The following is a 24094-nucleotide window of genomic DNA, read 5'->3' as shown; positions in this document are numbered from 1 at the left end:
TGCATTAATAAACATTTCAGCCTCTGTTTTTACAGGGGCTTTTTATTACCTGAAATTTAATAAGTGAGAATAATCATGGCTAAAAATTATGTTGCAAATGGTATGACAATGGATCTGCAATTAAGCAAAGATGTTGCTTCTGGAGATCCTGTCGTGGTCGGTAAACAAGTTGTTGTTGCTGCTGTTGATGGAAAAACGGGTGAAACAATAACAGTTAATACATGCGGTGTATGGAGCTTGCCAAAGACGACAGGGGCTATTGGACAAGGCGATGAAGTATTCATTACTTCTGATGGTGATATCACCACAACTGCAACAGATAACACTGCTGTGGGTTACGCGTTTGAAGCAGCTGGCGCATCAGACACAACCGTTAACGTAAATATTGGTTAATACAAATGGGATTCAGTGAGCGATTTGCTAAAAAAGAAGCAATGGCATTAAAACGGCTCGGTGATTCAGTGGTTTATCATGAATATGATAAGCCACCTGTAGAAACGTTTGCCATTATTGATCTTGATGTTGAACATCCTGGTGAATATGGAACAGACACTCTGACAGAAATAACTTTATCACGTGAAACTCATTTAAATATAGCTAACAACGATGAAGTCACTCGAGGAGGGGTGACTTATCGTTTAACTAGAAAGCTACGTGTAGAAGGAAGTCTAATTACCTACAGTGGTGTAGAGGTTTAATATGTTCGAGGATGATTTAAAAATAGCCCAAACAACGTTAAGGGGGCTTCCTAGTCATGTTGATAAGGCTCAAACGAAAGCTATCAATGCTGCTACACGTAAAGCATTAACGCTTGCTGTAAATGACATCAAATCTCAAGTAAACCTTAAATCTGCTTACATTCGTTCTAAATTAAAAATATCTCAAAAAGCAACAATCAAAAAACCTGAAGGTATTTTGAGTGCGGAGTCCCGGGGCGTTTTATTAGATAGGTTTGATGGGCAGCAAGTTGTAACCCGATCTAAAAATATTAAACGTTCAAAAGGCGATCGTTTTCGAGGTATTTCTGCTGGGTACAAATCTAAAGGAGTTACGGTAAAAGTTAAAGCGAAAGGAGCGACTAAGTTTTTGAAAGGGTTTTATATTCCTTTAAAAAATAATACTGGTGTTAATAACATGGGAATTGCCGTTCGTACTGGGCGCGATAAAAATGATTACAAAGTTTTATATGGACCGAGTGTAGGGCAAACATTTCAAACCGTTCGTAAAGATATTTCTCCCATGGCACGTGAATTACTCATTACTGAACTGCTAAATGAATTGGAGTTGATTTCATGAATGAAAATTTAAAAATATTGGAAATAAGAGATGAAATTAAAGGCCGTTTAAATTTGCTTGAAAACGTTGAAGTACGCGATGGTTATTACGCAATGTTTACCGAAGTAAAGGGGAGATTGGCCGTAATTCAATTTGATGCTGAAGGTATTGAGTTGAGAAACCAGCAAAGCTACAAAGCCTCTCGTTCTTTGTATATCGTTTTATCAGTACCTATGAGAATCGGTGCTTTTGATGAGTTAGAGCAATTGCTTTTTGATACTCGGTCACTTTTATTCGCCGAACGACAAAAAAATTTAAATGGTTTAGTTGTTTCATTTAAAACATCAGGTGATTCGGTATTTGAACCTGCTAAAACAGGCAATTTTATCACTGTAACTATTCCAGTTAACGTGGTTTATACACAAAATCTTTAATAAATAGGAGTCATTATGACTGTAGAAACAATTAATGAACAATACATTGGTTCGGGTATCGTTTATGTAGATGGCCGAGATGTAGGTAACGTAAGTGCATTAGATTTTACGCTTGAAGTGGAAACAAAAACTCGCCCATCATATCGACCTGGCGGTGGTAATATTGCTTCATCTTCACGTGTTCGAAGTGTTTCATTATCTGCAACACTTGATTCATTTAATAACTCTAATCTATCGTTAGCATTACGTGGTGTTGTTGATACTAAAGAGTCTAAACAAATCACTAATGAAAAACTTATTGCAATTGTACCTGGCTTAGTAGAAACATCTGAAATGCTTGATATTGCAAAAACGATAACAGTAACGAACGTTATTACTGAGGGAAGTACCGAAGATCTTAAAACTTTTGAAAAAGGAGTTGATTTTGAAGTTACTGCAGCAGGCATAAAACCATTAGTCAAAGGTGATATCACAGAAGATATGCTGTTGAACGTTACTTATACCACTCGCGCGGCATCTGCATTACAAGCTTTAGTTGAATCAGGTAAAGAAGTTAAAATGATTTTTGATGGCATTAATGATGACAATGGTAGTCCATCAGTTGTTAAAGTTTATCGTTGGAAACCTGCGCCAGCTGCAGGGCTTAGTTTGATTGGTGATGACTACGGTGAATTTCAGTTAGCCGGTGATGTATTGGCAGATGACAGTATCACGGCAACAGGTAAGTCTAAATTCTTCGTTCGAGAAGCTGCCAGTATTTAAGTAAGTCTTTTAATATTTTTAACAATTTCTTGCAAATGTGGAACCAGTGACGTAATTTAAAACGCATATCATTAGATAGCCACATATAAAGAAAACCCCAACAATGTTAATTCGTTGTTGGGGTTTTTTTATGCCTGTAGAAAAATTTACAACATTAAGAAAAGGTGCATCATGAGTATTAAAGACACGCTTATTTCATTAAAAATTAAAGCGGAAAACTTACTCTCAAAAGATGCTAATGAAGCCGCTGATTCATTAGGAGTGTTGCAGGGTAAAAGTAAGGAGTTAAGAACCAATTTAAAACTACTTGAAAATCAAAAAACGCTGATTAAACAATTTCAATCGCAAACTGCTGCAGTTGAAAAAAATGAAGCTGCATTTAATTTATTAAGTGAACGTGCAGTTACATTACGTAAAAAAATTGAAGAAACAGGTGATCCAACAGGGCAATTTAATGTTCAATTAGAAAAAACAGAATCTGCTGTTAAAAAATCTGCGAGTGCTTTACTAACAAAAAACACGGCCTTGAACAAAGTTCGAAATAGTTTAGATAAAGCTAATGTCGATACAAAAGACTTAACGAAAAGTGAAGCAAAACTTAATACTCAAATAGACAAAAGTAAGTCTGTATTGGCTAAGTTTTCAGGCCAAATGCGTAACTTAGGCGAAGAAACAAAAGTTGTTGAGGAAAAGTCTAAGGGCTTTTCATTTGTAAAAGCCGCTTATTGGGCAGCAGGTGTTATTGGCGTTACCAGTTTATTAAATAGAATTAAATCTCTATCTGTTGATGTGTTAACCACTGGCGATAAATTTGAAGGCTTGCGTATTCAAATGGATGCTTTGATGGGCTCTATTGCTGAGGGAGAGCGGGCAACTGAGTGGATTAAAACGTTTACACAAAATACACCTTTGCAACTTGAACAAGTTACAGAAACTTTCGCACGCTTAAAATCTTTTGGGTTAGACCCAATGGATGGTTCTATGCAGGCCATTATCGATGCGTCTGAAAAGTTAGGTGGGGGGATGGAGCGGGTAGAAGGTATCTCCCTTGCTCTCGGACAAGCTTGGGCTAAACAAAAACTGCAAGGAGAGGAAATCTTACAACTTGTGGAGCGTGGGGTTCCTGTTTGGGATTTACTTGAGAAAGCAACTGGTCGTAATACCCTTGAACTACAAAAATTAAGTTCACAAGGTAAATTGGGTCGTGATGTTATTAAACAGCTAACAGCTGAAATTGGTAAAAGTGCTGAAGGTGCTGCTGCTGCAAATATGGGCCGTTTAACTGGTTTGGTTTCTAACTTAAAAGATCAGTACCAGCTATTTTTAAATCAAGTAGCTGAAAGTGGGGCGTTAGACTATGCAAAGGACCAATTAACATTATTAACTCAAACTATTAAAGCAATGTCGGACGATGGCTCATTAAATAAATGGGCTAAAAATATATCTGATACTTTCGTTAATTTTGTTGAAGGTGTGAAATCATCCGCTCAATGGTTGTATAAATTTAAAGATGCAATCATTGCTGTTGGTGAAACTGCATTAAAAATAAAACTTGCACAGATGTTTTTGGGATTTGGTCTTTCAGCATCGAAAGCAGTGGCGTCCTTATTTACAGTTAAAGGTGCTGTAGAGGCAACAACATCGTCTTCAAAAGTTCTTTCCAATGTTTTAAAAGCAACGCTAGTTGGTGCGCTTGTTTTTACTACCACTCAAATCTATCGGGTTGTAGATGCATGGCGAGAAATGAAAGCTGCAGAAGACGCTGCAACTGAATCGGCAAAAACAGCAAAAGAAATAGCCGTTCAAAAAACAAAACAGTTAAAAGAAATATCGAATCAACTTGGTATTAATATTTCTTCAATGGAACAGTTTTTAGAGCTAGAAGAAAAAGGAGTGATTGTATTTAATGAAGCCACAAATAGTTACATTAAATCCAATGATGAACTTGCTAAACAAACTGAACTGCAGCAAAAAAATGCGGAAGTATTAGAGGCAGCAACGATACCGAGTATAGAGCGTTTAAAGTTAAAATTTGAAGATCTGCAACGAGAGGGAAAAAGCACTGTTGATGCTATAGGTGATATTGCAGAAGCGATTGATGTTGATAATCCAGAAAGCTTACAGTCAGTTATTGATACCTTGAAAATACTCAAAGACCAGGGGCAAGTAACTGCTACAGATATTGAAACGGGTCTGCGTCTTCAACTTAAAAACCTAAATGATAAAGAACTCGCCATTTTAAAAAAGAGCGTACCTGAAACATTTGATTTGTTGGGTGTGAGCATTAAATCCGTTGCCAATGAAGTTGATCCATTACGGACTCTTTTTACTTTGCTTGACTTAGATTTAAATGAAATTAGAGGTGGCTTTACTGAAACGGGTAAAACAGCTTTAAGTACCTTTAATAGTATTACTGAAACGGCTACAGCCTCATCTGACGATATTGTTGCTGCTTTTGATGGCGTGATCACAAAGGTAAAAACAGTGTCAGAATTGGATACGCTACGTGAAAAAATTGAAGAGTTAGGTAAAGATGGAGTGATTTCTATCGAACAACTGGAGGAAGCATTAGATAAAATAAATATTAAAACTGCTGAAGTAACACCAGGCATTAATTCACTTAGTGAAGCTTATAAGCAATTAGGGTTTGAATCACAGTCCGCGTTAAATAAAGCGAATGAATCTCTTCGTGAATCCTATGATTTAATTAAAAATAGTACTGCTCCCATTGAAGATAAAAAGCTAGCGTTTTTAGCTTATGCCAAAGCGACCATTGAAGCTAATAGTGGAGTAATTACATCAGAACTAAAAGTGCAGGCCTCTATTCTTGGTGTTAAAAATGAGTTGATATTACAAGATAAAGCATTACAAAATAACACAGACCAATGGATAAATAGATCAAATGTTATTGCAGAGTCTTCAGAAACTATTTCACAAGCATATCAGAAGCAAAAAGCAGCTGAAAAGACTGCACAAGATAGTGCAGGTAAAAGCTATTCTGCAATCTTAGCAACTCGTGATGCAACTGATTTAACGACACTATCGATTAGTGAACTTAATGATGAGATTGAAGAGCAAAGTAATCGAATATATGCCAATAGACAAGTTCAAAGTGCTTGGTGGAAAACGATTGCGGAAAATCAAATAGTGTTCGACCAACAAACATTGGCTATTGCAAAGCAAACATTATCGTTAAGGACATTAGAACAAGCTTTTGATGCTACTGAAACTCCCACACTTGCAATGATTAATAATACACAAGGCGCCATTGATAAGCTCGATAAGCTTGATGACACAACCCTAACATCACTTAATGCACAGCTTGATTCCGCGAGGAGCAAATTACAATCTTTACAAGAAAATGCAGAGTCTGCATTAAGTAGTGTTCAAGATGAATTGGATTATCTGAATGGTAACTCAGAAAGCATCGAAAACAGAGCTTATGAAGCTAGTATTTCCGCATTAAGAGAGCAGTTAGCAACCGCAACTGATTATCAAGATTCTCAATCAATTAGAGACTTAAACGAAGCTATAGCATTAACAGAAAAACTGCATAATCAAAAAGTTGAAGCAATTCAGGCTGAGTCAGAAGCTGCTTTAGCTGCAGAAAGTGCTGAGCTTGTTAATAACAGTACCGGTAATGAAAGCGAAACGATCTCAAGAGTGACCGAGACGGTTGTTGTAGAGTTAAATTTAGGAGGGGAACAAGTATCAATCCCTACAACAACAGAAGGCAAAGATGATTTACTTTCATTACTCTTAAATAATCAACTGGTGACTGTTTAAATCGTTTCATCAATTCGAATCAATACCTCTTTTACACCCCCTTTAAAAACTCACTTACATAATAAATAGGATTTCATTGCATGATTTCATTGAATGCCATTGAACTACCGTCCGGTTTACGTTGGTTAGCTAACTTGAGCTACTGCCCAATTAAACAAGAATCTAGAACCTCAATAACAGGGCGACTAATTTTAAATCGAGGAAAAATGTTAGACGGGCGCCCAATTGTGTTGGTAGGAAATAGTAATGCCTGGTTAACACTTGCAAAAGTAAAAGAAATCAGCGAATTACGCTTAACACCTACTTTAATGGAACTTAATTATCACGGTACTACTTATAAAGTTCGTTGGGATTACGGCGATGAATCTCATTTTGTCGCTACACCTCTTTTCGATAATAGCGATGCTGAAAGTGACGATGATGAATACACGTTGGATACCATTAAATTAATCGAGGTACTCGAATAAATGACAATCTATAAAAGCGATATAAAGCTGTTTGCCTCAAAAAATATGACAGATGAAGATGATGGCGGCGGTGCGATGACGAATGTTGAAATTGTATCTGGTCAGCATAATTCTATCTTTCCAGATATTTCAGACTTAGATAGAGCTTATGGTTCTGTCAATATTCGAAGTGTGCATTTAAAAGCGGATGCTGATACTGATGAAACTTATTACGGTGCAACTATTGGGCTATCTGAAACACCGGTTGATGATGACGTTGCCGTTACGTTAATGAGCGTGAATGACCCTTACGCAACACGTAAAGAATCGCAGGAAATCATTGAAAGTTATCTTGCTAAATCAGCTAAATATTCAGGCGAAGTCTATGGTGCTCAATTAATTGGGCAACGTTCTATTCGAATTATTCAAAGAAAAACCATTACACCACCGTCAATTGGTGATGTGTTTGTTCTTTTAAATCCATCTAATGGGGAAGAACAATACATTAAAATCAAATCAGTTGAGACGGAAATACAATATTTTACTTATCCCGTGAATATTGATTTTGAACGTTTAATCGTTACATGTGAAATAACGGCCCCATTAAAATTTGAGTTTTTAGGTGTTGATGCCAATCCTTATGACCCGACTAGCAGCACCTCTGCAATCTATGGCACAACAGTTGCTGATGCAGCTAATTATTACAGCACTAAGAAATTAAAGTTTGATGCTGAATTTGGTGCAAGTGCGTTGCAAGTGGACTCTATTTATACGCAACTAGTCCCATCAACCACCGTACAAACGGCACATGTTAATCAATCAGTTGTTAAAAATGTGGATGTCACACTGGATGCAGGTAATGGTGAATTAGTTGACGTTCCTATGACAATTGAAACGCAACAAATAAATATTACGTTAGCCAATCAGGGATATGTTTATACACAAACGTTAGTGCCTGTTCCCGATCCTGGTACGCTTACTATTTCTTATATGGTGCAAGGTGACTGGTATGATTTAGTCGATAATGGCGATCGTACATTGTCAGGTGCAAGTTCGAGCTATGGCACGGCTCAATATGATGAATTAGGCAATTTATCAATGACATTAGGCGCATTACCTGATGTGGGCAGCATCATTTTAATGCAATATGCACAGGCAAGTAGCTACCTTAAAAAGGTTGATGATATTGATTTTACACGTGAGATTGAATTGGTTTTTTCTAGCCATGTAAACTTCCATTCTTGTGTGATTAGTTGGGAAGATGGTAACAAAACGGCCACTATTATTGATGGGGTTATTTCAGGCGATGCAACTGGGGTAATGGATTCATCAACCTACTGCACATTAATACCAAATGAAACGCCTGCTTCAGATACGGTTTTTCTATTTGAATGGGATGATTATTTAGATACTACGCCATATTACATTAGAAACCTTACACAGGAATATGTTCGATTTAGTGCTGATGTGTCAGGCCGTGCCTCAATACAGTTACGCGCTAATATAAGTGAAAAGAACGTTAGTATTTCATTTAATGTTGTTCCATCAGTCTCTGAGATTATTAGCGGTACTGAGCTTTATATCCCACGTGAAATTAAGTTGTACGATGATGGGTTGGGACTGATTAAATTAGCGGCAGGCAGTAACGCCCTTAACCCTGTGGTCGGCACCATTGATTACGTGAGCGGTAAAGTGCTAATAGACGAAGTATTTGATGTTGATTTTGTTAAACGTGTCATGACGTCTTATTTGTATTCCTATGGTAGTGACGCACACGGCGGTTCAAGAACGATTTATCGTCAATCAGGTACAACCACAGCAAGAGTGCCTGTGAACTCTTTAAATGAAAGCAATCCGATTATTTATGTTGAATATACAGACAATTCTGAAGATACCGTGTCGTCTATCTTTGCAGGCCAATTAGAAAAGGCTATTCCTTCCTTCAAAGCCTCTATTGAAACCTATCAACAAGAACTGATTAGTGGCAGCGTTTCATTTTATTACAATGCGCGACTCATTAAAGAAAGTGGTGGCTTGTTGTTTGATGGCGGTTCAGAGGTCGGCACCTTAGATAATGATTCAGGTGAGATAGTACTTAACACTTGGCCTAAAGGTGATGGTTTGTTATCACTAAATAGTGGCTTTGTTTATAACGGCGTAGCACCTCTTACCCAATCAATCACATTTTTGACCGCAGGCAACCCAGTTGTATCTCAATCACTGAGCGTTAATGCTAAGAATTACGCCAATGAAACGATTAATGCGATTACTGATGAAAATGGTGTAATTTCAGGTGAAAACTTTGATGGCCACATTGATATTGATTTAGGCATCGTGACCGTCATTAGTGATGCGCTATTAGACACCTCAAGTATTTATTACAACTGTGTTTCTTATAGCTACCTGCCGTTGTCATCCGATATTTTAGGGCTAGATACGATTAAATTACCGAGTGATGGCCGTGTTCCTATCTACCGTGAAGGTGATGTGTGTGTTGTTCACCAGGACGAAGAAATTGAAATTGAAGTAACTGCAAATCAACAGTACCAATTGCCTCATGTTCGTATTGCTCAATTATCGGTGGTAGGCGTTAATTATTCAGTTGACCTGGATGCAGGTGTGGTCACTTTTACTGAAGCGGGTAATGCCATTATTAACTATCGTTTTGAAGATATGTTTTTGGTTGCAAGCGTTGATATTTCAGGGGTAATTAAAGCGGCTCGCCCATTATCTCATGCTTACGATGCAGAAAAAGCCAAGGTCGCCAGTGTATTAGTGGCTGATGATATGTTTGCACGTTACACCAACTTATTTGACCAAAATACTTGGACGGGTGTGTTTAGTGATGATCGAATTGGAACAGAAGCGTCTGTTGCTTATAACGACACGTTATACCCTGTTCAAGTCACCAATGATGGTTGTATTACAGAACGATTTGCCATCGTGTTTACTACATCAACCGCATTCAAGTTGGTCGGTGAAAATGTTGGTCAAATTGCCGTTGGTGATGTCAATACAACGTTCGCACCCATCAACCCCGTATCAGGAAAACCGTACTTCACAATGAACCATTTAGGGTGGGGTTCTGGTTGGTCAGCAGGCAATGTTGTTCGTGTTAATTTCGTTGGTGCGGTTTATCAGCTGAACTTGATAAGAACGGTTTTACAGAGCGATCCTAAAGCCTCATTAGATAACGACCAATTTGCTATCCAAACCCGTGGTAACACGAACAAAGAAACATAATTTAATATTAAATTTTAAGGTGAATAATAATGAAAATATATCCAAATAAATTTTTTGGTAGCAATATGCAAGGTGCCCCACAAGTTTCAGAGGATAGTTCGCCAGGTCAGGTTTCTGCTCTTTTAAAAGCAGTTTTAGTCGATGGTTTTGGTTCGCTAGCACCTGACTCTATTGTTTTTGATGCTCAGACTTCATTGGCTAAAGCAAGTTTTTCAAGCGGGCATTCCTACGTTAATGACTCTATTTTGTTGTTTGAAGGTGTCACTCCTTCTGATTACAACGGTGAGCATCGAGTTATCAGTGTTACCTCAACAGAGGTTTATTTTGAACTTGATAACGACGTATCACCTATTAATGCAACGGTGCGCGGAACAGTTAAAGTAGCTCCGCTTGGTTGGTCTATTAGTTTTGCTGATGCAAATAATGAAATTATTATTTTTACCGCAGCAGGTGACTTGGGAAATGTCAGCTTGAGAGTTGACAATAGTGCTTATGATGGATGGTCAGGAAACTATGCAAGATTATGCAAAATTTCAATGGTTGAAAATATCACAGATATAAATACTTACGATGAAATATACAGCTCATACTGGGCTGCAACTGGGAGATACTCTTCAAAAGGTTGGGATTTAGTCGGTGACAATAGAATATTTTATTTAATGATGCAGTACGGAGCAAAAAATAACTTTGGTGGCTTTGTGGCTGGGTACATTGACACGATCCGTGCTGGTGATAGATACCACTTTATTATGAATCATTTAAAAGACACCAACGCAGGTAGCGAAACATCTGGAAGGTGGGACCTATTCAATTCAAGCTCTTATGATTACTATACTTATTTCGCTAGTAACGATGTAACTACACAAAATCGTTTAGCGCGTAAATACCACCAGTTGGAAGGTACTGACACATGGAAAAAACGTGGCATGGGTGGTTATGGCTCTGATGTGATGTTGTTACCAAACCCTGCTGACAATGGTTTTTATATTAATACACAACCACAAATGATTCAGGAGACTGGTAATTGTTATCGAGGCACGTTGCCGATATTAATTGAACCGCTCACAAATCATTCTGCTTTGTATCGTAAAAACTTGCAGAACTTGCCAGAGCATGAAGGGAAGATATTTCGATTTTTAAAAGCGACCTATGGTAATCGTTCTGATTTCAGTGATGTATTGATTGGGTTTGATGTTAGTACGGTGGAACAGTGATATGAACACTCTGAAAAACACAATATTATCAATGAGTAAACTAATTGCATACTACCCATTAAACGGAACAGGAAAAGAGGAAAGTGGGAACTATAATGACCTTTTGAAATATGGCGATAGAGAGCATTTTTTTAACAGCCTACCATTAACAAAGGACTTAACTTTTAGTTATGCTATAGATCAAAAAGAAAATTTTGATTTCGGCTATTTGATAGCGGGTTATCTATACACTGTACAGCCCACCAATACAAAATGTCTAACTATGTTTGCAAGGCTACGTGACACATCTGACTATGATGATTTTGCAGGTCTTTTCACGTTCAATGGAGCCACTGGAGAAGAAAACATTGATTATAGGTTTTTTTCTCAAGTAACATCATCTGGTGATTTATATATAACAGATGGATTGTTAAATAATAGTGTTGAATTGAAAGACACTGGTGTAAATCTCTCTGAATATTTCGACAAGATATTTTTGTTTACCATACAAGAAACCTCAAATTCGTCGGGCATTGAGGTTTATATTAACGATATACTTATATTTTCTCGCAACACTGGAAATGGATTTGCAACACTACAAAACCATCCCACACGTTGGTTTGTCCCTGCGTGTCATACGTACATGGATAACCAAAGCCAAGTAGCCACAGATGCTAGTGATGTTTGTTTGTTTAATGATCGCTTAACAATTGCTGAAATATCATTACTGTCATCTTTCTTAGTTGGTGATGTGTCAATTAATAACATCAAAGCTAATAACTTTATTTTCTCAAACAAAGAAACAAGATCACAAGCAAACCCGCAACCCGATGTTTTACAGTATCTAAAACAATCACAATTACCAAAGTTAGCCACAAAGCAAGGTAATTATTCAAGCTCGATAGATCAAGAAGGTAACCCAAGGGCAATGGGTTACTATGAGAGCAAGGTTCTTATTCAAGGTTCACCTGCTGCGAATAGAAAGGTGATGTGTCTTACTCAATACGGGCAATTACTTGATGAAGTCTATTCTAGTGATGATGGAACATATCGTTTTGATTATCTTCTGTTAGATACAAAGTATTTGTTTGTTGCACTTGACAATCAATTAACAACAAATACCCCACCAGATTACGCTGCCGTTGCTGCGGATTGGCAAACACCAATACCTTACAAGGAATAATTATGGATTTTTCTATAGCGGTAAAGAATGCCCGTGCCCAGGTGTTGTGCGACAAAATAGATGAGAATGGCGCTAAGCTAGTTATATATAACGCCCCTCAAGAAGTCATGTGTACTTTAGATTTTAAGGTGCCATCTAAACTAAGCATAGTAGGTGGCGTTCTAACATTTCAAACACTAGAAGAGTCAATGATATTAATTAGCGACTTGGCAACCAACGCAAAAATAATATCTAACACTGACGAAACTCTTGCTAACGCCTCAATGGCTGAAATCAATGACGATGAAAACAGCAATGCTGACTTGAAGTTACCTAGCCTTAATCTCTATGCAGGAAGCTTGTTGCGCTTAGTTGGTTGGACAATAACCGAATTGTAAAAGTGAGTGTTGCGAATGGAATTTAAAAAGCTGTGGACGAATACAGGTGAATTGGATTTTACCAATGATGCTGCTGTATTTGATATTACGGCTAAAAGCCAATCAACACGCCCACTTTCAAACGGCGTTTTCACCCCTGTTGATAGATGGAATAGTAAAGGGGAACTATCCTTCTCAACGCCATGGGCTAATAATGGACAGCTTGATTTTGTGATTGAAAGTGATGGTTCAACCGCTCCTTTATTAGTCGATGTGATAGGTAATAGTTACGCTATAGCGCCAATATCATCAGCGAATTTAGATCTGGTTTGTGACTTATCTGCTGTTACTAACAATAAAATGGTTAGTACAGGAACGCTCGATTCAATTGCAGATGTGATAGCCTACAGCACCAATAAACCTGTCGTTTCCAATCATGAAATAGGGTTTGATATTAATGTTGATAGAGGCATTAAATCCGAGGTTAAAAGTGACTACCAAAAACCATTAAAAGTAAGAAGAGATAATGCGAATTTCTTTAAACAAAGCCCAAGTATGAAGCGTGGCTTTGTTTCACATGTTCAAGATGCCATTAACCTACATAAAGAAACCATTACATTACAGACGCCAATAGATAAACTAGCGGTTAACAACATTGTTTTAATACGAAACGCTTTGCATATTCAATCTCATGTAAATCAAATCAACTATAAGTTAGATAGTTTAGATAATGTTTTTTTATCTGACTTTGCAGAAGCCGCATACTTATCCAACGAGATTGATAGCCGTTATTTATACCCTGCTCGCGCTGATTGTGAAATATCAAATTATTGGCAAGAAACAGAGAAATTACGTCACTCTGCGCATTCTAACTTTGGCAATGGCATTGCTATCAAAAAAGAATGGAATAGTTATTTTGAAGACGGTATTTACCCTGTTGGTGAACGTCTTGATGTGATCGTTCCGCCAACCCCAATCCCTGATTTACCTATTGAACCTTTAGAATTTAAATCACTTTGGAACAACAGTGGTAAGTTAGATTTCTTAACAATTGAAATGGATGCACTAATAATTATGAATCAAATAACTGTCTACTACATAGCCAATGATGGTAATAAAGTGAGTATTAGTCCAATCAACGCCAGTTTAAACTTTGATATTGACTCGCAGGTATGGAGTTTTAAAGGCCAGCTGATAGGGGCAGATAGCCTTACCTATTTAGGTTACCGTTCTCAATACGAAATCCATATAAATGGTCATGAATTCTTATTCACACTACGCGAATATGCGCGATCCACATCTTTTCAAAGTGAAAGTTATACATTTACAAGTGTGACAAGCTCTCAATGGTTATTTTCTCCTTATGTAAACCTTTATAGCAAAACGGTTGACACAGAAGTAGGAGCTTGGCAAATAGTTGATGAGATTTTAAACAAAGAAAGCTTCACATTAAGCCGTTCTGAATTAACTCCTGAATGGGTCTTAGCACCAGATTCATTTAGTTATTTAAATAAGCCGGCAATAGAGTTGATTATGCAAATTGCTGATGCTTGTGGATCCATCATTCAACCAGATAAAACAAAAAACATTATACATGCTCAACCCCGTTATAAAGTTAGTCCTTGGAATTGGCCTTATTTAACGAATTCAGAGTGTGATCATGTAGTTAGTGCTGATTACGTAATTACTGAATCTAGTAGCGATAATACGACGACACAAATAAATAATGTACTGATCAGTGGCGAAGCTCATGGTGTTATTACAAATGCTATCAAGACAGGAACAGCAGGTGACGTAAGAGCAACAGATGTTATTAGCGTATTATCTCAAAGTAATACGGTTAACACTGAGCTAGCTAGAAATATTATGAGTGATAGTGGTAAACAAGAAATTTTAGGGATTAACATTCCTTTATTATCAACTGATTCAGACTGTGGCCTATTTCTACCAGGTGAAATTGTCCGTATTATTTATGAAGATAAAGCCGTTACTGGTTTATGTTTAAGCAATAATATTGCAATTCAAACGTTAACTGATATATCTCAGTCCGTGAAATTAGAGGTTAATAATGGCTACAGTTAATATTACTAAACAGTTTAAATCTTTATTAACAGAAACAGTTAAATTCAGAGCCGAAGTGGTAATGATTGATCAAAATCTTAATCGAGTAAAAGTTAAATGGGGAGATCATAATATCTGGGTAACAGCTATTTCCTCTCTAACGATTGGAGATTTTGTTCTTGTTGAAGATAATACCATCTTAAATAAGTTACCTCTTTTGCCATATTATAATGTTGAGGTTTTTTAGGATATAAAATATAGTTCTTTATATTATAAAAATTAAAGGAACTAAAAGAATGAGAAAAGTCATCCTAATGGTTGTTATCGCAACATTATCGACTTCATTGTATGCACGACAAGGTAAATCCGTAAGATGTGGCAATGGTTTAGCTATGCTTGATGATTACCTTTATGAAGTAAATCAAAAATGTGGTGCTCCTCTTCAGGTTTACGATGTTAATGGAAGTGATGATATTAAGATTGAACGAGCTCTTTACAAAATAAATGGAAAACTTTACAACTTGACTTATGTTGGTGGTAAATTAACAAAAATAGATTTTGCTTAATATTAGTTTTGAGAATAGTAAGAAAGTTACTTGGGGTCAAATAGGGGTCAAAACTCTATATAAAAACATAGTATTTAATGTATTTTAAATTTTAAATATATACTTAAGTATATGTTATATATAGTAATTGTTGTTTTTTAATATTCTTTAGGTACTAGGCTTCAAAATGCCATTCTAGGTTTAACCACCTAGTGCCCCTCAAAAAGTACCTATCAAAAAGCTTGGTTGGATTTGTAAAAAACAAATCACCAAGCTTTTTTGCTTTTAGAAGCAAAAGAACTCACGGTTCTTTTTCAGCCAGCTTAGTTATCTCACTTCACTTATACGACACACCTCTTCATCGATCATATCGTTGATTTACGAAACATCTTTTACGGGACGCTGGGCGAGTTAGCCGACAGGCTAGTATCACGAACTGAAGAACTCTGCGATTCCTTTTTTCAGCCTACATCTTTTGACCTTATGTGTTGAATCTTTTGGATAGTTTTAATTGCCTTACTGATTGTGACTGACACATAGTATGCGATGACTCGCATACTGGCAGACTAAAGTCAGCGCCCCTAAAATCAGACTCCGTCTAATAGCTGCCGCTACTGACCAACATGAACCTTTGCTCAATACGAATAGCTCTGCGATCGTTTTTTCAGCCCGTTCAGTTAACTCAATGCAATTAAACGACACATCTCTTTATCCATTATATCGTTATTTACGAAACATCTCTTACGGGGCGCTGGCTTTAGCCTGCAGGTTTTTGTTTTTTGTGTTTAATCTTTTGGATAGTTTTTAAGTTTATTGTGGCTGACACATAGTATGCGATATCCCGAATACTGGCTTCAGCCTGCATTTTTTGTTTTTGTGTTTAATCTTTTGAGTCGTTTTTAGTTGTCTTACTGATTGTGGGTGACAATGGTATTTAGTGAACCTCATACTTGCTTGAACCTTGAACCTTTAACCTTTAAAGCCACTCCTCCAACTATCGTTGACCTTACCCATTCACAAAACATCTGTCTCAAACCTCAGCTTTATCCAACAACAGCCTTTTAAATGTCACGTAATTTAGGTAACTTATTCTATGAAATCGTTAATTCAACAAATGAAAGGAGCCTTACAATGCTAAAAGCCAGCTTAATATTACTTATCGCATCTTTGTCATTTTCAGTGCAAGCTCGTCAAGGTGAGTTTGTGAGATGTTTAGATGGTTTAGCGAGCTTGGGCGATATCCGAAGTAACGTGGATTCAATTTGTGGTAAACCAATACAAGTCTATAAAGTAAAACGAAATGACGGTACTAAAATTCAACAGGCAGTCTACAAAATTAAAGGTAAGCTTTATACGCTCACTTATCTATCAGGTAAGTTAACTAAAATAGAATCAGCTTAAAGTCGCTAGGGTTATCAATCTATCTAGGAGTTCGATACTATTAGCCAACTCGACTAATTCAGCGCAAATAGACATTAATATGCCAATCTCTCAATCATTAAAAAACACTTTATTATCTTTAACTGAAGCCGAATCCATTATAAATATAACCTTAATTCAAGGTGTGTGGGGCGGTTATGGCGAACTATTTAGAGTAAGTTTGCAAGGTGGAAAAACAAGCTCTGTGATTGTAAAACTGGTTAATACTCCTCAACCTAGCTCACACCCCAAAGGCTGGAATACAACACTTTCTCATCAGCGAAAATTACACTCTTATCAAGTAGAGGCAAATTGGTACAAAAAATATGCTCACCTTCATGATGTAGCTTGTTATGTACCGCGTTGTATTGCATCTCAACGTGACCAGAAACTCAATCTATTAATTTTAGAAGATCTTGCACAAGTCGGTTTTCCAGTTGTGAAAGCAACAGCTACATTAGAAGAAGCGCAAACCTGTATTAAATGGTTAGCGAATTTTCATGCCTTACATTTACAAGTAAATAGAAACCAGAAATATCAAGATCTTTGGGAAACCGGTACTTATTGGCATCTAGCCACGCGCCCAGATGAGTTAGCTGCATTACAAGACCAGCCACTTAAAACGGCAGCAAAACGAATCGATCAACTCCTTACTGACTCACCGTTTCAAACATTAGTACACGGTGATGCCAAACTGGCTAACTTTTGTTTCTCAGAAGATGCCAAAAACGTAGCCGCAGTTGATTTTCAATATGTTGGTAAAGGTTGTGGCATGAAAGATCTGATCTTATTTATCAGCAGTGCCATTCCACCGGAAGAGTGTGCAACGCTGCAAGATACCTTAATCGATTATTACTTTATCTGTTTAAGTGAAGCCGTAATCGCAACAGAGAAACAAATTGACCCGATTCAACTAGAGCAAGCATGGCGACCTTTGTATGCCATCGCTTGGGCTGATTTTCAGCGTTTTGTAAAAGGTTGGTCACCAGCAAACTGGAAAATCAACGACTATACAGAACAACTCACAGAGCAAGCGCTTCAATCCTTATCACAATCCCCGGTTAAGGCAGATTAACCATGCAATTAACAACAGAAACACTCAATAAACTGAGTGAGTTAGCTTTGCTAGCAGCGCAACAAGCAGGGAAATATATCCAAAGTGTTGATCGAACATTACTTGAGACTCACTTTAAAGCCGCTGGTAGTAGCCAAAGCGCACAAGTTGTTACGGAAGTCGATTTTACTTGTCAGGAAATTATTCTTGATATTTTACAAGTTAGCGTTGAAAAATATGACCTAGCTGTACTCAGTGAAGAGAATAGCAACGAAGAGCGCGCACATCTTCACTCTCGTTTACATAAAGATTATTTTTGGTGTATTGACCCATTAGATGGTACTTTGCCGTTTATTGAAGGCGGTGACGGATATGCCGTTTCTATAGCCTTAGTCAATAAGTTTGGTCAATCAGAAGTTGCTGCAATACATCACCCAACAAACAATACAAGTTATCATACGCTGATCGATAAAACTGGCGTGAGCCATTGTTATAAAAATGGACTATTACTTGTTGAAAATAGTGCTCAAAACAGATCAATGGCGATGCCTAAACAAGAGTTAACAGTACAGGCTTTTACGTTTTACACAGACAGAAGCTTTGTTGAACATTTTCAGTATCCATTGCTAATGAAGGAGTTAGTTAAATTAGCAAAATTTTTAGGTTATGAGAAATTTGAAATAAAAAGTGATGGTGGTGCGGTCATTAATGCAGTATCTGTTATTACAACACATAATAACTGCGCATCTTGCTATATTAAATTACCAAAAACACAGCTAGGAGGTGGCAGTTTATGGGACTTCAGTGCGACCGCTTGTTTAGCTAAAGCAACAAACCGCTGGTGTAGCGATATAAACGGGGATGCGTTAGATTTAAACCGACCAGATTCAACTTATATGAACCATCGAGGCATAATATTTGCTTCAAATACAGTATTGGCAAGTAAACTAATCGCTTTATGTAAAAGCATAATATGACGACATTTCTATATCGATACTAACCAAATTCATGTGTTTGCAATATAGTTTAAATTATTTTGCTTGTTTGATGTCTTACATAAACTTGAGCGAATTAAAAGTATGTTTACCTATAAAAGGGCTAGGATGAAAATACCTATTGAAAAGCAAATTAAGCAATACTACGAGAAAGATTTCTCGAATTTTGCATCTAATTTATTGATTAGAATTAAAGTAACTCATATTGCTGTCATCTTTTTACTTATTATTAATGCTGCATTTTTTACCAGTGAGTCTACTTCTATCATCGTTCAATTAATTATCGCTATATTAATAGGTATTCACGATTATGATGACAATAATTTAAAAAAAGCATTAACTAAAAATACTCTTCAGGCCATTAAACTCAACAAAGTTGCCACTAAAGATCATCTGACACAAATTCCAAACAGAAGATATTTTTTTAATATGGGGGAAAAAGCATTTCAGCTGGCAATAAGAGATAAAACTGAATGTACCGTGCTCTTTATAGACTTAGATCATTTTAAAAAAGTAAACGATCAACTTGGCCATGATGTGGGTGATGATGTGTTAAAAATGGTGGCTGGCGCATTAGAAAGTGCAATTAGAATTTCCGATATATTAGCAAGGTTAGGTGGTGAAGAGTTTGCCATACTGCTGCCTAATACAGATCTTTCTGGCGCAAATACTCTTTCCGAAAGCATCAGGAAACTTGTTGAAAAAACACCATACAATCATCAAGGAAATGAGATTTTTATTACCGTGAGTATTGGTGTAGCGAAACGAGATAAATCAGACCTCTCTTTAAAAGATACATTAAAAAGAGCTGATCTTGCTCTTTATCAAGCCAAATATTCTGGTCGAAATAGAACAATGACAGAGGCTGAAATACATAGTGTTAATAAAGCGAGCTGAATTTATTGATTCACTTTATAGTTGGTACTGATCTATTGAATCCTCTGCTAAATAAAGTAAACAAACAACTCTGATTGAGATAACTTGTTCAGTTTTTTTATTTTTTAATTAATTTGACGTCAGATCCACTTAAAATTTCCTCCAAATACTGTATAACATTGCTTTTCTATCAATGTCGGATTTGTCTCATTAGGAGTTGTTGTGGAAATTACGTTATTGTTGTTACAGCAGCTCAGTGTTTACTTAGTGATTATCTATCTACTGAGTAAAACACCACTCTTTATGCCACTTATCTTTATCTCCGGGCGTAACTCTCATCGTATTGCTTGTTATATATTATTTAGCTCCTTTTGTATTCTAGGAACCTATTTTAGTCTCTCTATTGAAAATGCATTAGCTAATACACGGGCAATTGGTGCGGTGATGGGCGGCTTATTAGGCGGTCCAGTGGTTGGTTTAGCCGTGGGATTGACCGGCGGATTGCATCGTTATTCCATGGGCGGATTTACTGATTTTGCTTGTATGGTGTCCACGACTTCAGAAGGGTTGATTGGCGGTTTATTACACCTCTATTATTTACGTAAGGGGCAGATAGAGAAGATTTTTAAACCAATGAAAGCATTGGCGATTACCTTGGTCGCTGAAGTGATTCAAATGGCTATTATCTTGATCATTGCTAAACCTTTCGATCAAGCGTGGTTATTAGTGCAATCGATCGCTTTACCTATGATTATTGCTAACTCATTGGGCGCAGCTTTATTCATGAGTATCATTCAAGATAAAAAAGCGATTTTTGAAAAGAACTACAATGCTTTTTCTAACAAAGCTTTACGTATTGCACAGCGTGCAGTTGGCGTTTTTCGACATGGTTTTGATGCTCAAAGTTGTCAAAAAATAGCGGGAATCATCCACGAGGAAACAGGTGTTGGTGCAGTTTCGATCACAGACCGAGAGAAAATATTAGCCTTTATCGGTATTGGAGACGATCATCATGTATGTGGACGAGTTATCTCTTCTGATTACACATTAAAAGCGATACAAACTGGAGAGATGACTTACGCTGATGGCTATGCTACTGCCTATCAATGTTCTATTCATGAAGGGTGTAAATTAGGTTCAGTATTGGTTGTGCCTTTGTTACAAGCTGATGGCCAAGTGTTTGGCACTGTGAAATTGTATGAGCCAAAGCAGAAGCTATTTTCGACTTTGAATCGTAGTTTAGGTGAAGGCCTAGCTAAACTAATCTCTAATCAAATTCTGTTAGGCCGCTATATTCAACAAAAGAATCTATTGAATCAATCTGAGATACGTTTATTACAAGCGCAGGTAAATCCACATTTTCTATTTAACACTTTAAACACAATCAGTGCTGTTACCAGAAAAGATCCGAAAAAAGCGCGAGACTTGATTCAACATCTTTCTCAGTTTTTCAGAAGTAATTTAAAACAAGATATCGAGGAAGTTACGATTAAAGAAGAGTTAGCGCATGTTCACGCGTATTTGGAGATTGAGTTAGCACGCTTTGCTGACCGATTAAGTGTTACTGAGAATATTGCTGATGAGTTATTATCACTCAAAGTGCCTACTTTTACCTTACAACCTTTGATCGAGAATGCCATCAAACACGGCACATCAACCTTAATCGGTAAGGGCAAGTTAGAAATTAACGGCTATTTGTTGGAAAAGGGTAAAGATACTTTAGTTGTCTTAGAAGTAATTGATAACGCAGGACATTATAAAGAGCCAAGCAACGCGAAAGGGTTAGGCTTACAAATTGTTGATAAACGTATCAAAAATCAATATGGACAACATTATGGACTCACCATGACTTGTGAGCCTGAAGTCTATACCAAAGCGACAATTCTTATTCCATTACCAAAACAACAGGATGTATGATGTTAAAAGCCATTGTAATTGATGATGAACTCTATGCTCGTGAAGAGTTAAATGAGTTATTGGTAGAAACCGAACAAGTGCAGGTCATTGAGCAATGCAGTAATGCTATTGAAGGTTTAAAAGCGATCAATACTTTAAAGCCAGATGTTGTATTTCTAGATATCCATATGCCGCAAATTACAGGATTAGATCTATTAGGCATGCTAGATCCAGATACCATGCCTAAAGTAGTGTTTGTGACTGCGTATGATGAATATGCAGTAAAAGCCTTTGAGGATAATGCCTTTGACTATTTGCTAAAGCCTGTTGAAAGCGGACGTTTGTTAAAAACATTGAAGCGGATTAATGCCGAAAAATTAGAGCAACCTAATTATGAGCCTATTACAGCAAGTAAGTTAGAGTTGATTCCTTGCTCTGGCTTTAATCGGATTTTATTATTAGCGCCAAATGAAATTGAAATAGCCATGTCTGAACAAACTGGGGTGCATTTATTAACTGACAAAGATAAGTTCACAGCGAGTTTATCTTTAAAGGTACTTGAAGAAAAAACTGATTTGATTCGTTGCCATCGTCAGCACCTTATTAACCCTACCTGTATTAGAGAAATCAAGCTATTAGATAATGGTTCAGCAGAAATAGTGACTAAGTCAAACCATCATGCTCCAGTGAGTCGTCGTTATTTGAAAGTGATTAAAGATCGCTTTGGTTTGATGTGAACCAAAGCGATTAAATGAGCTTAATGTTTAACTCATACTACTTTGATATTGTTGGCTTTAAATTTTCAGCTTGTATGTCAAAAGTAAGTTCTGTTTTCTCTGGTATTGTGATGGCTACTTCACTTAATCCCGTTTTATTAAAATAATCAGTAAAATCCTTACTGTATTCAGGTATTACATTAGTATACGCCGAGATAAATAAACCTAGTTTTTGAGCAACAATAGGGTGTTTCAGTGCGAGAGCTTTTAAATGTTCGGGTTCAGCAAACGCAAATTCAGCATAGACATTAAAATCGTTACCCATGGATGTTTCACCGTATGCTGTCAGAAAGCCTGATTCATAATTAGGTGATTTTTCTTCACTCAATGTTAATGCTTGATAATTACTTTCCGATGGCTTCCAATTATTAGGTAAAAGTTTTGGCCATGCTACTACTGTAAATATAGATTTCTTTAACACCAATGAACTTAATTCATGGTGAACTCCTCGTAAAAAATTTTTATAATTTGCTTGAGTACCGTTCCATTCCTCTATATTCGATAAGATTATCCATTTAGGCCCAAAAGTACCGCCAGCATCAGCTCCTTCAATTTGCATGTGTCCAGCTATATAAATAGCATCAATAAAAGAAGTGATAAAACCGGGAGGATATAATGATAATGCAGATTCAATTCCATCAAGTGCTTCTGATGCCTGATTTAAAGTCGTAGCTTCCATTTTTAACGTTGGGAGTTCTGCATCTTTTGGGGCATAGCCAATTGGAAAAAATAATGCAGGGCTACCTGCTTTAATTTCGAGTTTGTATGTTTGAGCTAATCTTGTGGCCTGTTTAAGCTCACTTTCATTATCTGAACAAGCAAAAAGCAGATATGTGCTTAATATGATAGTTACTATTTTAATGTGCATGTTTGTTTCTTTAATATATTAATGTGCATAACGAAGTGTTGTTACGGGCACAACTGCTGTGGTAACTCTTATAACAGCTGGCAATATAGTTCTTTGGACAATTACGTTTGTGCTATTCCATAACAAAGCCCCTCTAGTAGATAAACCAGCGGCAATTGCAAAGCTAGCTGGATCATCTGCAACTCCTGCTCCGAGTGTTATATAATCTTCAATGACAGTACCAACAATAACTGTTGCTGCTGCAGCGTATAGACCAATTGCAAAAACTTTATCCCATGAATAGGAATTAGATGGTTGAAAGGACTCTCCTTTAATATCTTTACCTATTTCTTGATCACTAATAAAAGTGACTTCAAGAGTAAATATTATTTTATTTGCTATGAAGCTAAATTCATTAATCTTCCCTTTTAATGTTGGATAATGAATTTCATATTTTAGCTTTGGTAATGGAGAGCTAGAACTTAATTCTATACCTGCGGCTGTAGAAGGCGTGTTAGGTGTTGTGCTTTGAGAGATAATTTTACTTCCTAAGGTTAGATTTTTAGTTTTTTGATCAAAAGCTAACTTTGTTTCTGTTATCAAAGAACTAAAAGCCTTATTAGCGGCAGAAGTTACTTTAGTCTCTAGCTGCTTGTTATTGGTCACATAATTTACTGGGTATGACTCAATACTTGAAAGGGAGATGTTACCTTGCATTTTTATTTCAATAATAGCATTAGGTAACTTTATCGGTGGAGACTTAATATCTTCAAGTTTGTAACTAAAAGACATTGGTGACTTTATACTAGGTAATTGCTCTTTCAAGGAAGTAGTTGGTTTTACCAATTTTTTTCCATCAATAACCATATTTTTAGTAGACTTAATAGTCAGGGGAATAAGAATTTTTTGACCAGGATAAATAAGATCTGGGTTAATAATTTCTCTAT

22 protein-coding genes are annotated in these 24094 nt (G+C 36.8%); 20 read left to right on the top strand and 2 right to left on the bottom strand.

Annotated features, from left to right (window positions below):
• Window positions 1-75 precede the first annotated feature (75 nt).
• The 20 genes from V5290_RS00770 to btsR all read left to right on the top strand — a co-directional run bounded on the left by V5290_RS00770 (window position 76) and on the right by btsR (window position 22261).
• Window positions 76-393: a DUF2190 family protein gene (locus V5290_RS00770; RefSeq protein WP_333380736.1), complete on the top strand. Its 318-nt coding sequence runs from the start codon at window positions 76-78 to the stop codon at window positions 391-393.
• A gap of 5 nt (window positions 394-398) precedes the next feature.
• Window positions 399-698, top strand: a complete 300-nt coding sequence (locus tag V5290_RS00765) for a hypothetical protein (RefSeq protein ID WP_333380735.1) — start codon at window positions 399-401, stop codon at window positions 696-698.
• Between the two features lies 1 nt (window position 699).
• Window positions 700-1296 carry a phage tail protein gene (locus V5290_RS00760; protein WP_333380733.1) on the top strand — a complete coding sequence of 199 codons (597 nt, stop codon included), beginning with the start codon at window positions 700-702 and terminating at the stop codon, window positions 1294-1296.
• A complete protein-coding gene (locus V5290_RS00755) occupies window positions 1293-1709 on the top strand; it encodes a hypothetical protein (protein WP_333380731.1) in 417 nt (138 codons plus the stop codon). Before V5290_RS00760 ends, V5290_RS00755 begins: the two co-directional genes overlap by 4 nt.
• Before the next feature lie 15 nt (window positions 1710-1724).
• Window positions 1725-2471, top strand: coding sequence for a hypothetical protein (locus V5290_RS00750; protein ID WP_333380729.1), 747 nt, complete (start codon window positions 1725-1727; stop codon window positions 2469-2471).
• A gap of 171 nt (window positions 2472-2642) precedes the next feature.
• Window positions 2643-6257, top strand: a complete 3615-nt coding sequence (locus tag V5290_RS00745) for a tape measure protein (RefSeq protein ID WP_333380727.1) — start codon at window positions 2643-2645, stop codon at window positions 6255-6257.
• Window positions 6258-6337: 80 nt separating this feature from the next.
• Window positions 6338-6724: a hypothetical protein gene (locus tag V5290_RS00740; protein ID WP_333380725.1), complete on the top strand. Its 387-nt coding sequence runs from the start codon at window positions 6338-6340 to the stop codon at window positions 6722-6724.
• A complete protein-coding gene (locus V5290_RS00735) occupies window positions 6725-9946 on the top strand; it encodes a hypothetical protein (RefSeq protein ID WP_333380723.1) in 3222 nt (1073 codons plus the stop codon).
• Between the two features lie 29 nt (window positions 9947-9975).
• Complete coding sequence (locus V5290_RS00730) at window positions 9976-11160, top strand: hypothetical protein (protein WP_333380722.1); 1185 nt, start codon at window positions 9976-9978, stop codon at window positions 11158-11160.
• Between the two features lies 1 nt (window position 11161).
• On the top strand, window positions 11162-12322 hold the full coding sequence (locus V5290_RS00725; RefSeq protein WP_333380720.1) for a hypothetical protein: 1161 nt from the start codon (window positions 11162-11164) through the stop codon (window positions 12320-12322).
• Window positions 12323-12324: 2 nt separating this feature from the next.
• Window positions 12325-12699: a hypothetical protein gene (locus tag V5290_RS00720; RefSeq protein WP_333380718.1), complete on the top strand. Its 375-nt coding sequence runs from the start codon at window positions 12325-12327 to the stop codon at window positions 12697-12699.
• Window positions 12700-12714: 15 nt separating this feature from the next.
• Window positions 12715-14760, top strand: a complete 2046-nt coding sequence (locus tag V5290_RS00715; protein ID WP_333380717.1) for a hypothetical protein — start codon at window positions 12715-12717, stop codon at window positions 14758-14760.
• Window positions 14747-14986: a hypothetical protein gene (locus tag V5290_RS00710; protein WP_333380715.1), complete on the top strand. Its 240-nt coding sequence runs from the start codon at window positions 14747-14749 to the stop codon at window positions 14984-14986. Before V5290_RS00715 ends, V5290_RS00710 begins: the two co-directional genes overlap by 14 nt.
• Before the next feature lie 49 nt (window positions 14987-15035).
• Window positions 15036-15305, top strand: coding sequence for a DUF2845 domain-containing protein (locus tag V5290_RS00705; protein ID WP_333380713.1), 270 nt, complete (start codon window positions 15036-15038; stop codon window positions 15303-15305).
• Between the two features lie 1110 nt (window positions 15306-16415).
• The gene (locus tag V5290_RS00700; protein ID WP_333380711.1) at window positions 16416-16685 is read left to right on the top strand and encodes a hypothetical protein; all 270 of its coding nucleotides are present in this window, start codon (window positions 16416-16418) and stop codon (window positions 16683-16685) included.
• Between the two features lie 79 nt (window positions 16686-16764).
• Entirely contained in the window at window positions 16765-17778 is a 1014-nt protein-coding gene (locus V5290_RS00695) for a phosphotransferase (protein WP_333380710.1), read from the top strand.
• A 2-nt stretch (window positions 17779-17780) separates the two neighbouring features.
• Window positions 17781-18734, top strand: a complete 954-nt coding sequence (locus V5290_RS00690) for a 3'(2'),5'-bisphosphate nucleotidase CysQ family protein (protein WP_333380708.1) — start codon at window positions 17781-17783, stop codon at window positions 18732-18734.
• Window positions 18735-18860: 126 nt separating this feature from the next.
• A complete protein-coding gene (locus V5290_RS00685; RefSeq protein WP_333380706.1) occupies window positions 18861-19649 on the top strand; it encodes a GGDEF domain-containing protein in 789 nt (262 codons plus the stop codon).
• A 201-nt stretch (window positions 19650-19850) separates the two neighbouring features.
• The gene (locus V5290_RS00680) at window positions 19851-21545 is read left to right on the top strand and encodes a sensor histidine kinase (RefSeq protein ID WP_333380703.1); all 1695 of its coding nucleotides are present in this window, start codon (window positions 19851-19853) and stop codon (window positions 21543-21545) included.
• Window positions 21545-22261 (top strand): two-component system response regulator BtsR, encoded by a 717-nt coding sequence (gene btsR, locus V5290_RS00675; protein ID WP_333380701.1) that lies wholly within the window; start codon window positions 21545-21547, stop codon window positions 22259-22261. Before V5290_RS00680 ends, btsR begins: the two co-directional genes overlap by 1 nt.
• A gap of 37 nt (window positions 22262-22298) precedes the next feature.
• On the opposite strand, the gene V5290_RS00670 is transcribed toward btsR, so the two are convergent.
• On the bottom strand, window positions 22299-23168 hold the full coding sequence (locus V5290_RS00670) for a hypothetical protein (protein ID WP_333380699.1): 870 nt from the start codon (window positions 23166-23168) through the stop codon (window positions 22299-22301).
• Between the two features lie 18 nt (window positions 23169-23186).
• Window positions 23187-24014, bottom strand: a complete 828-nt coding sequence (locus tag V5290_RS00665; RefSeq protein ID WP_333380697.1) for a hypothetical protein — start codon at window positions 24012-24014, stop codon at window positions 23187-23189.
• Window positions 24015-24094 lie beyond the last annotated feature (80 nt).

The sequence above is a fragment of the Psychromonas arctica genome (assembly GCF_036697365.1).
Classification (GTDB): domain Bacteria; phylum Pseudomonadota; class Gammaproteobacteria; order Enterobacterales; family Psychromonadaceae; genus Psychromonas; species Psychromonas arctica_A.
Note: the sequence above shows the minus strand (reverse complement) of the source record. Positions and strands in the feature narration are given on the sequence as shown.

Bases quoted from the DNA above. Each gene is read 5' to 3' on its own strand.
- V5290_RS00700 (WP_333380711.1), top strand. From the start codon at position 16,416: ATGCTAAAAGCCAGCTTAATATTACTTATCGCATCTTTGTCATTTTCA.
- btsR (WP_333380701.1), top strand. From the start codon at position 21,545: ATGTTAAAAGCCATTGTAATTGATGATGAACTCTATGCTCGTGAAGAG.
- V5290_RS00665 (WP_333380697.1), bottom strand. From the start codon at position 24,014: ATGGTTATTGATGGAAAAAAATTGGTAAAACCAACTACTTCCTTGAAA.
- V5290_RS00715 (WP_333380717.1), top strand. From the start codon at position 12,715: ATGGAATTTAAAAAGCTGTGGACGAATACAGGTGAATTGGATTTTACC.
- V5290_RS00760 (WP_333380733.1), top strand. From the start codon at position 700: ATGTTCGAGGATGATTTAAAAATAGCCCAAACAACGTTAAGGGGGCTT.
- V5290_RS00730 (WP_333380722.1), top strand. From the start codon at position 9,976: ATGAAAATATATCCAAATAAATTTTTTGGTAGCAATATGCAAGGTGCC.
- V5290_RS00745 (WP_333380727.1), top strand. From the start codon at position 2,643: ATGAGTATTAAAGACACGCTTATTTCATTAAAAATTAAAGCGGAAAAC.
- V5290_RS00710 (WP_333380715.1), top strand. From the start codon at position 14,747: ATGGCTACAGTTAATATTACTAAACAGTTTAAATCTTTATTAACAGAA.
- V5290_RS00670 (WP_333380699.1), bottom strand. From the start codon at position 23,168: ATGCACATTAAAATAGTAACTATCATATTAAGCACATATCTGCTTTTT.
- V5290_RS00690 (WP_333380708.1), top strand. From the start codon at position 17,781: ATGCAATTAACAACAGAAACACTCAATAAACTGAGTGAGTTAGCTTTG.
- V5290_RS00695 (WP_333380710.1), top strand. From the start codon at position 16,765: ATGCCAATCTCTCAATCATTAAAAAACACTTTATTATCTTTAACTGAA.
- V5290_RS00735 (WP_333380723.1), top strand. From the start codon at position 6,725: ATGACAATCTATAAAAGCGATATAAAGCTGTTTGCCTCAAAAAATATG.
- V5290_RS00725 (WP_333380720.1), top strand. From the start codon at position 11,162: ATGAACACTCTGAAAAACACAATATTATCAATGAGTAAACTAATTGCA.
- V5290_RS00750 (WP_333380729.1), top strand. From the start codon at position 1,725: ATGACTGTAGAAACAATTAATGAACAATACATTGGTTCGGGTATCGTT.
- V5290_RS00720 (WP_333380718.1), top strand. From the start codon at position 12,325: ATGGATTTTTCTATAGCGGTAAAGAATGCCCGTGCCCAGGTGTTGTGC.
- V5290_RS00705 (WP_333380713.1), top strand. From the start codon at position 15,036: ATGAGAAAAGTCATCCTAATGGTTGTTATCGCAACATTATCGACTTCA.
- V5290_RS00770 (WP_333380736.1), top strand. From the start codon at position 76: ATGGCTAAAAATTATGTTGCAAATGGTATGACAATGGATCTGCAATTA.
- V5290_RS00765 (WP_333380735.1), top strand. From the start codon at position 399: ATGGGATTCAGTGAGCGATTTGCTAAAAAAGAAGCAATGGCATTAAAA.
- V5290_RS00755 (WP_333380731.1), top strand. From the start codon at position 1,293: ATGAATGAAAATTTAAAAATATTGGAAATAAGAGATGAAATTAAAGGC.
- V5290_RS00740 (WP_333380725.1), top strand. From the start codon at position 6,338: ATGATTTCATTGAATGCCATTGAACTACCGTCCGGTTTACGTTGGTTA.
- V5290_RS00685 (WP_333380706.1), top strand. From the start codon at position 18,861: ATGAAAATACCTATTGAAAAGCAAATTAAGCAATACTACGAGAAAGAT.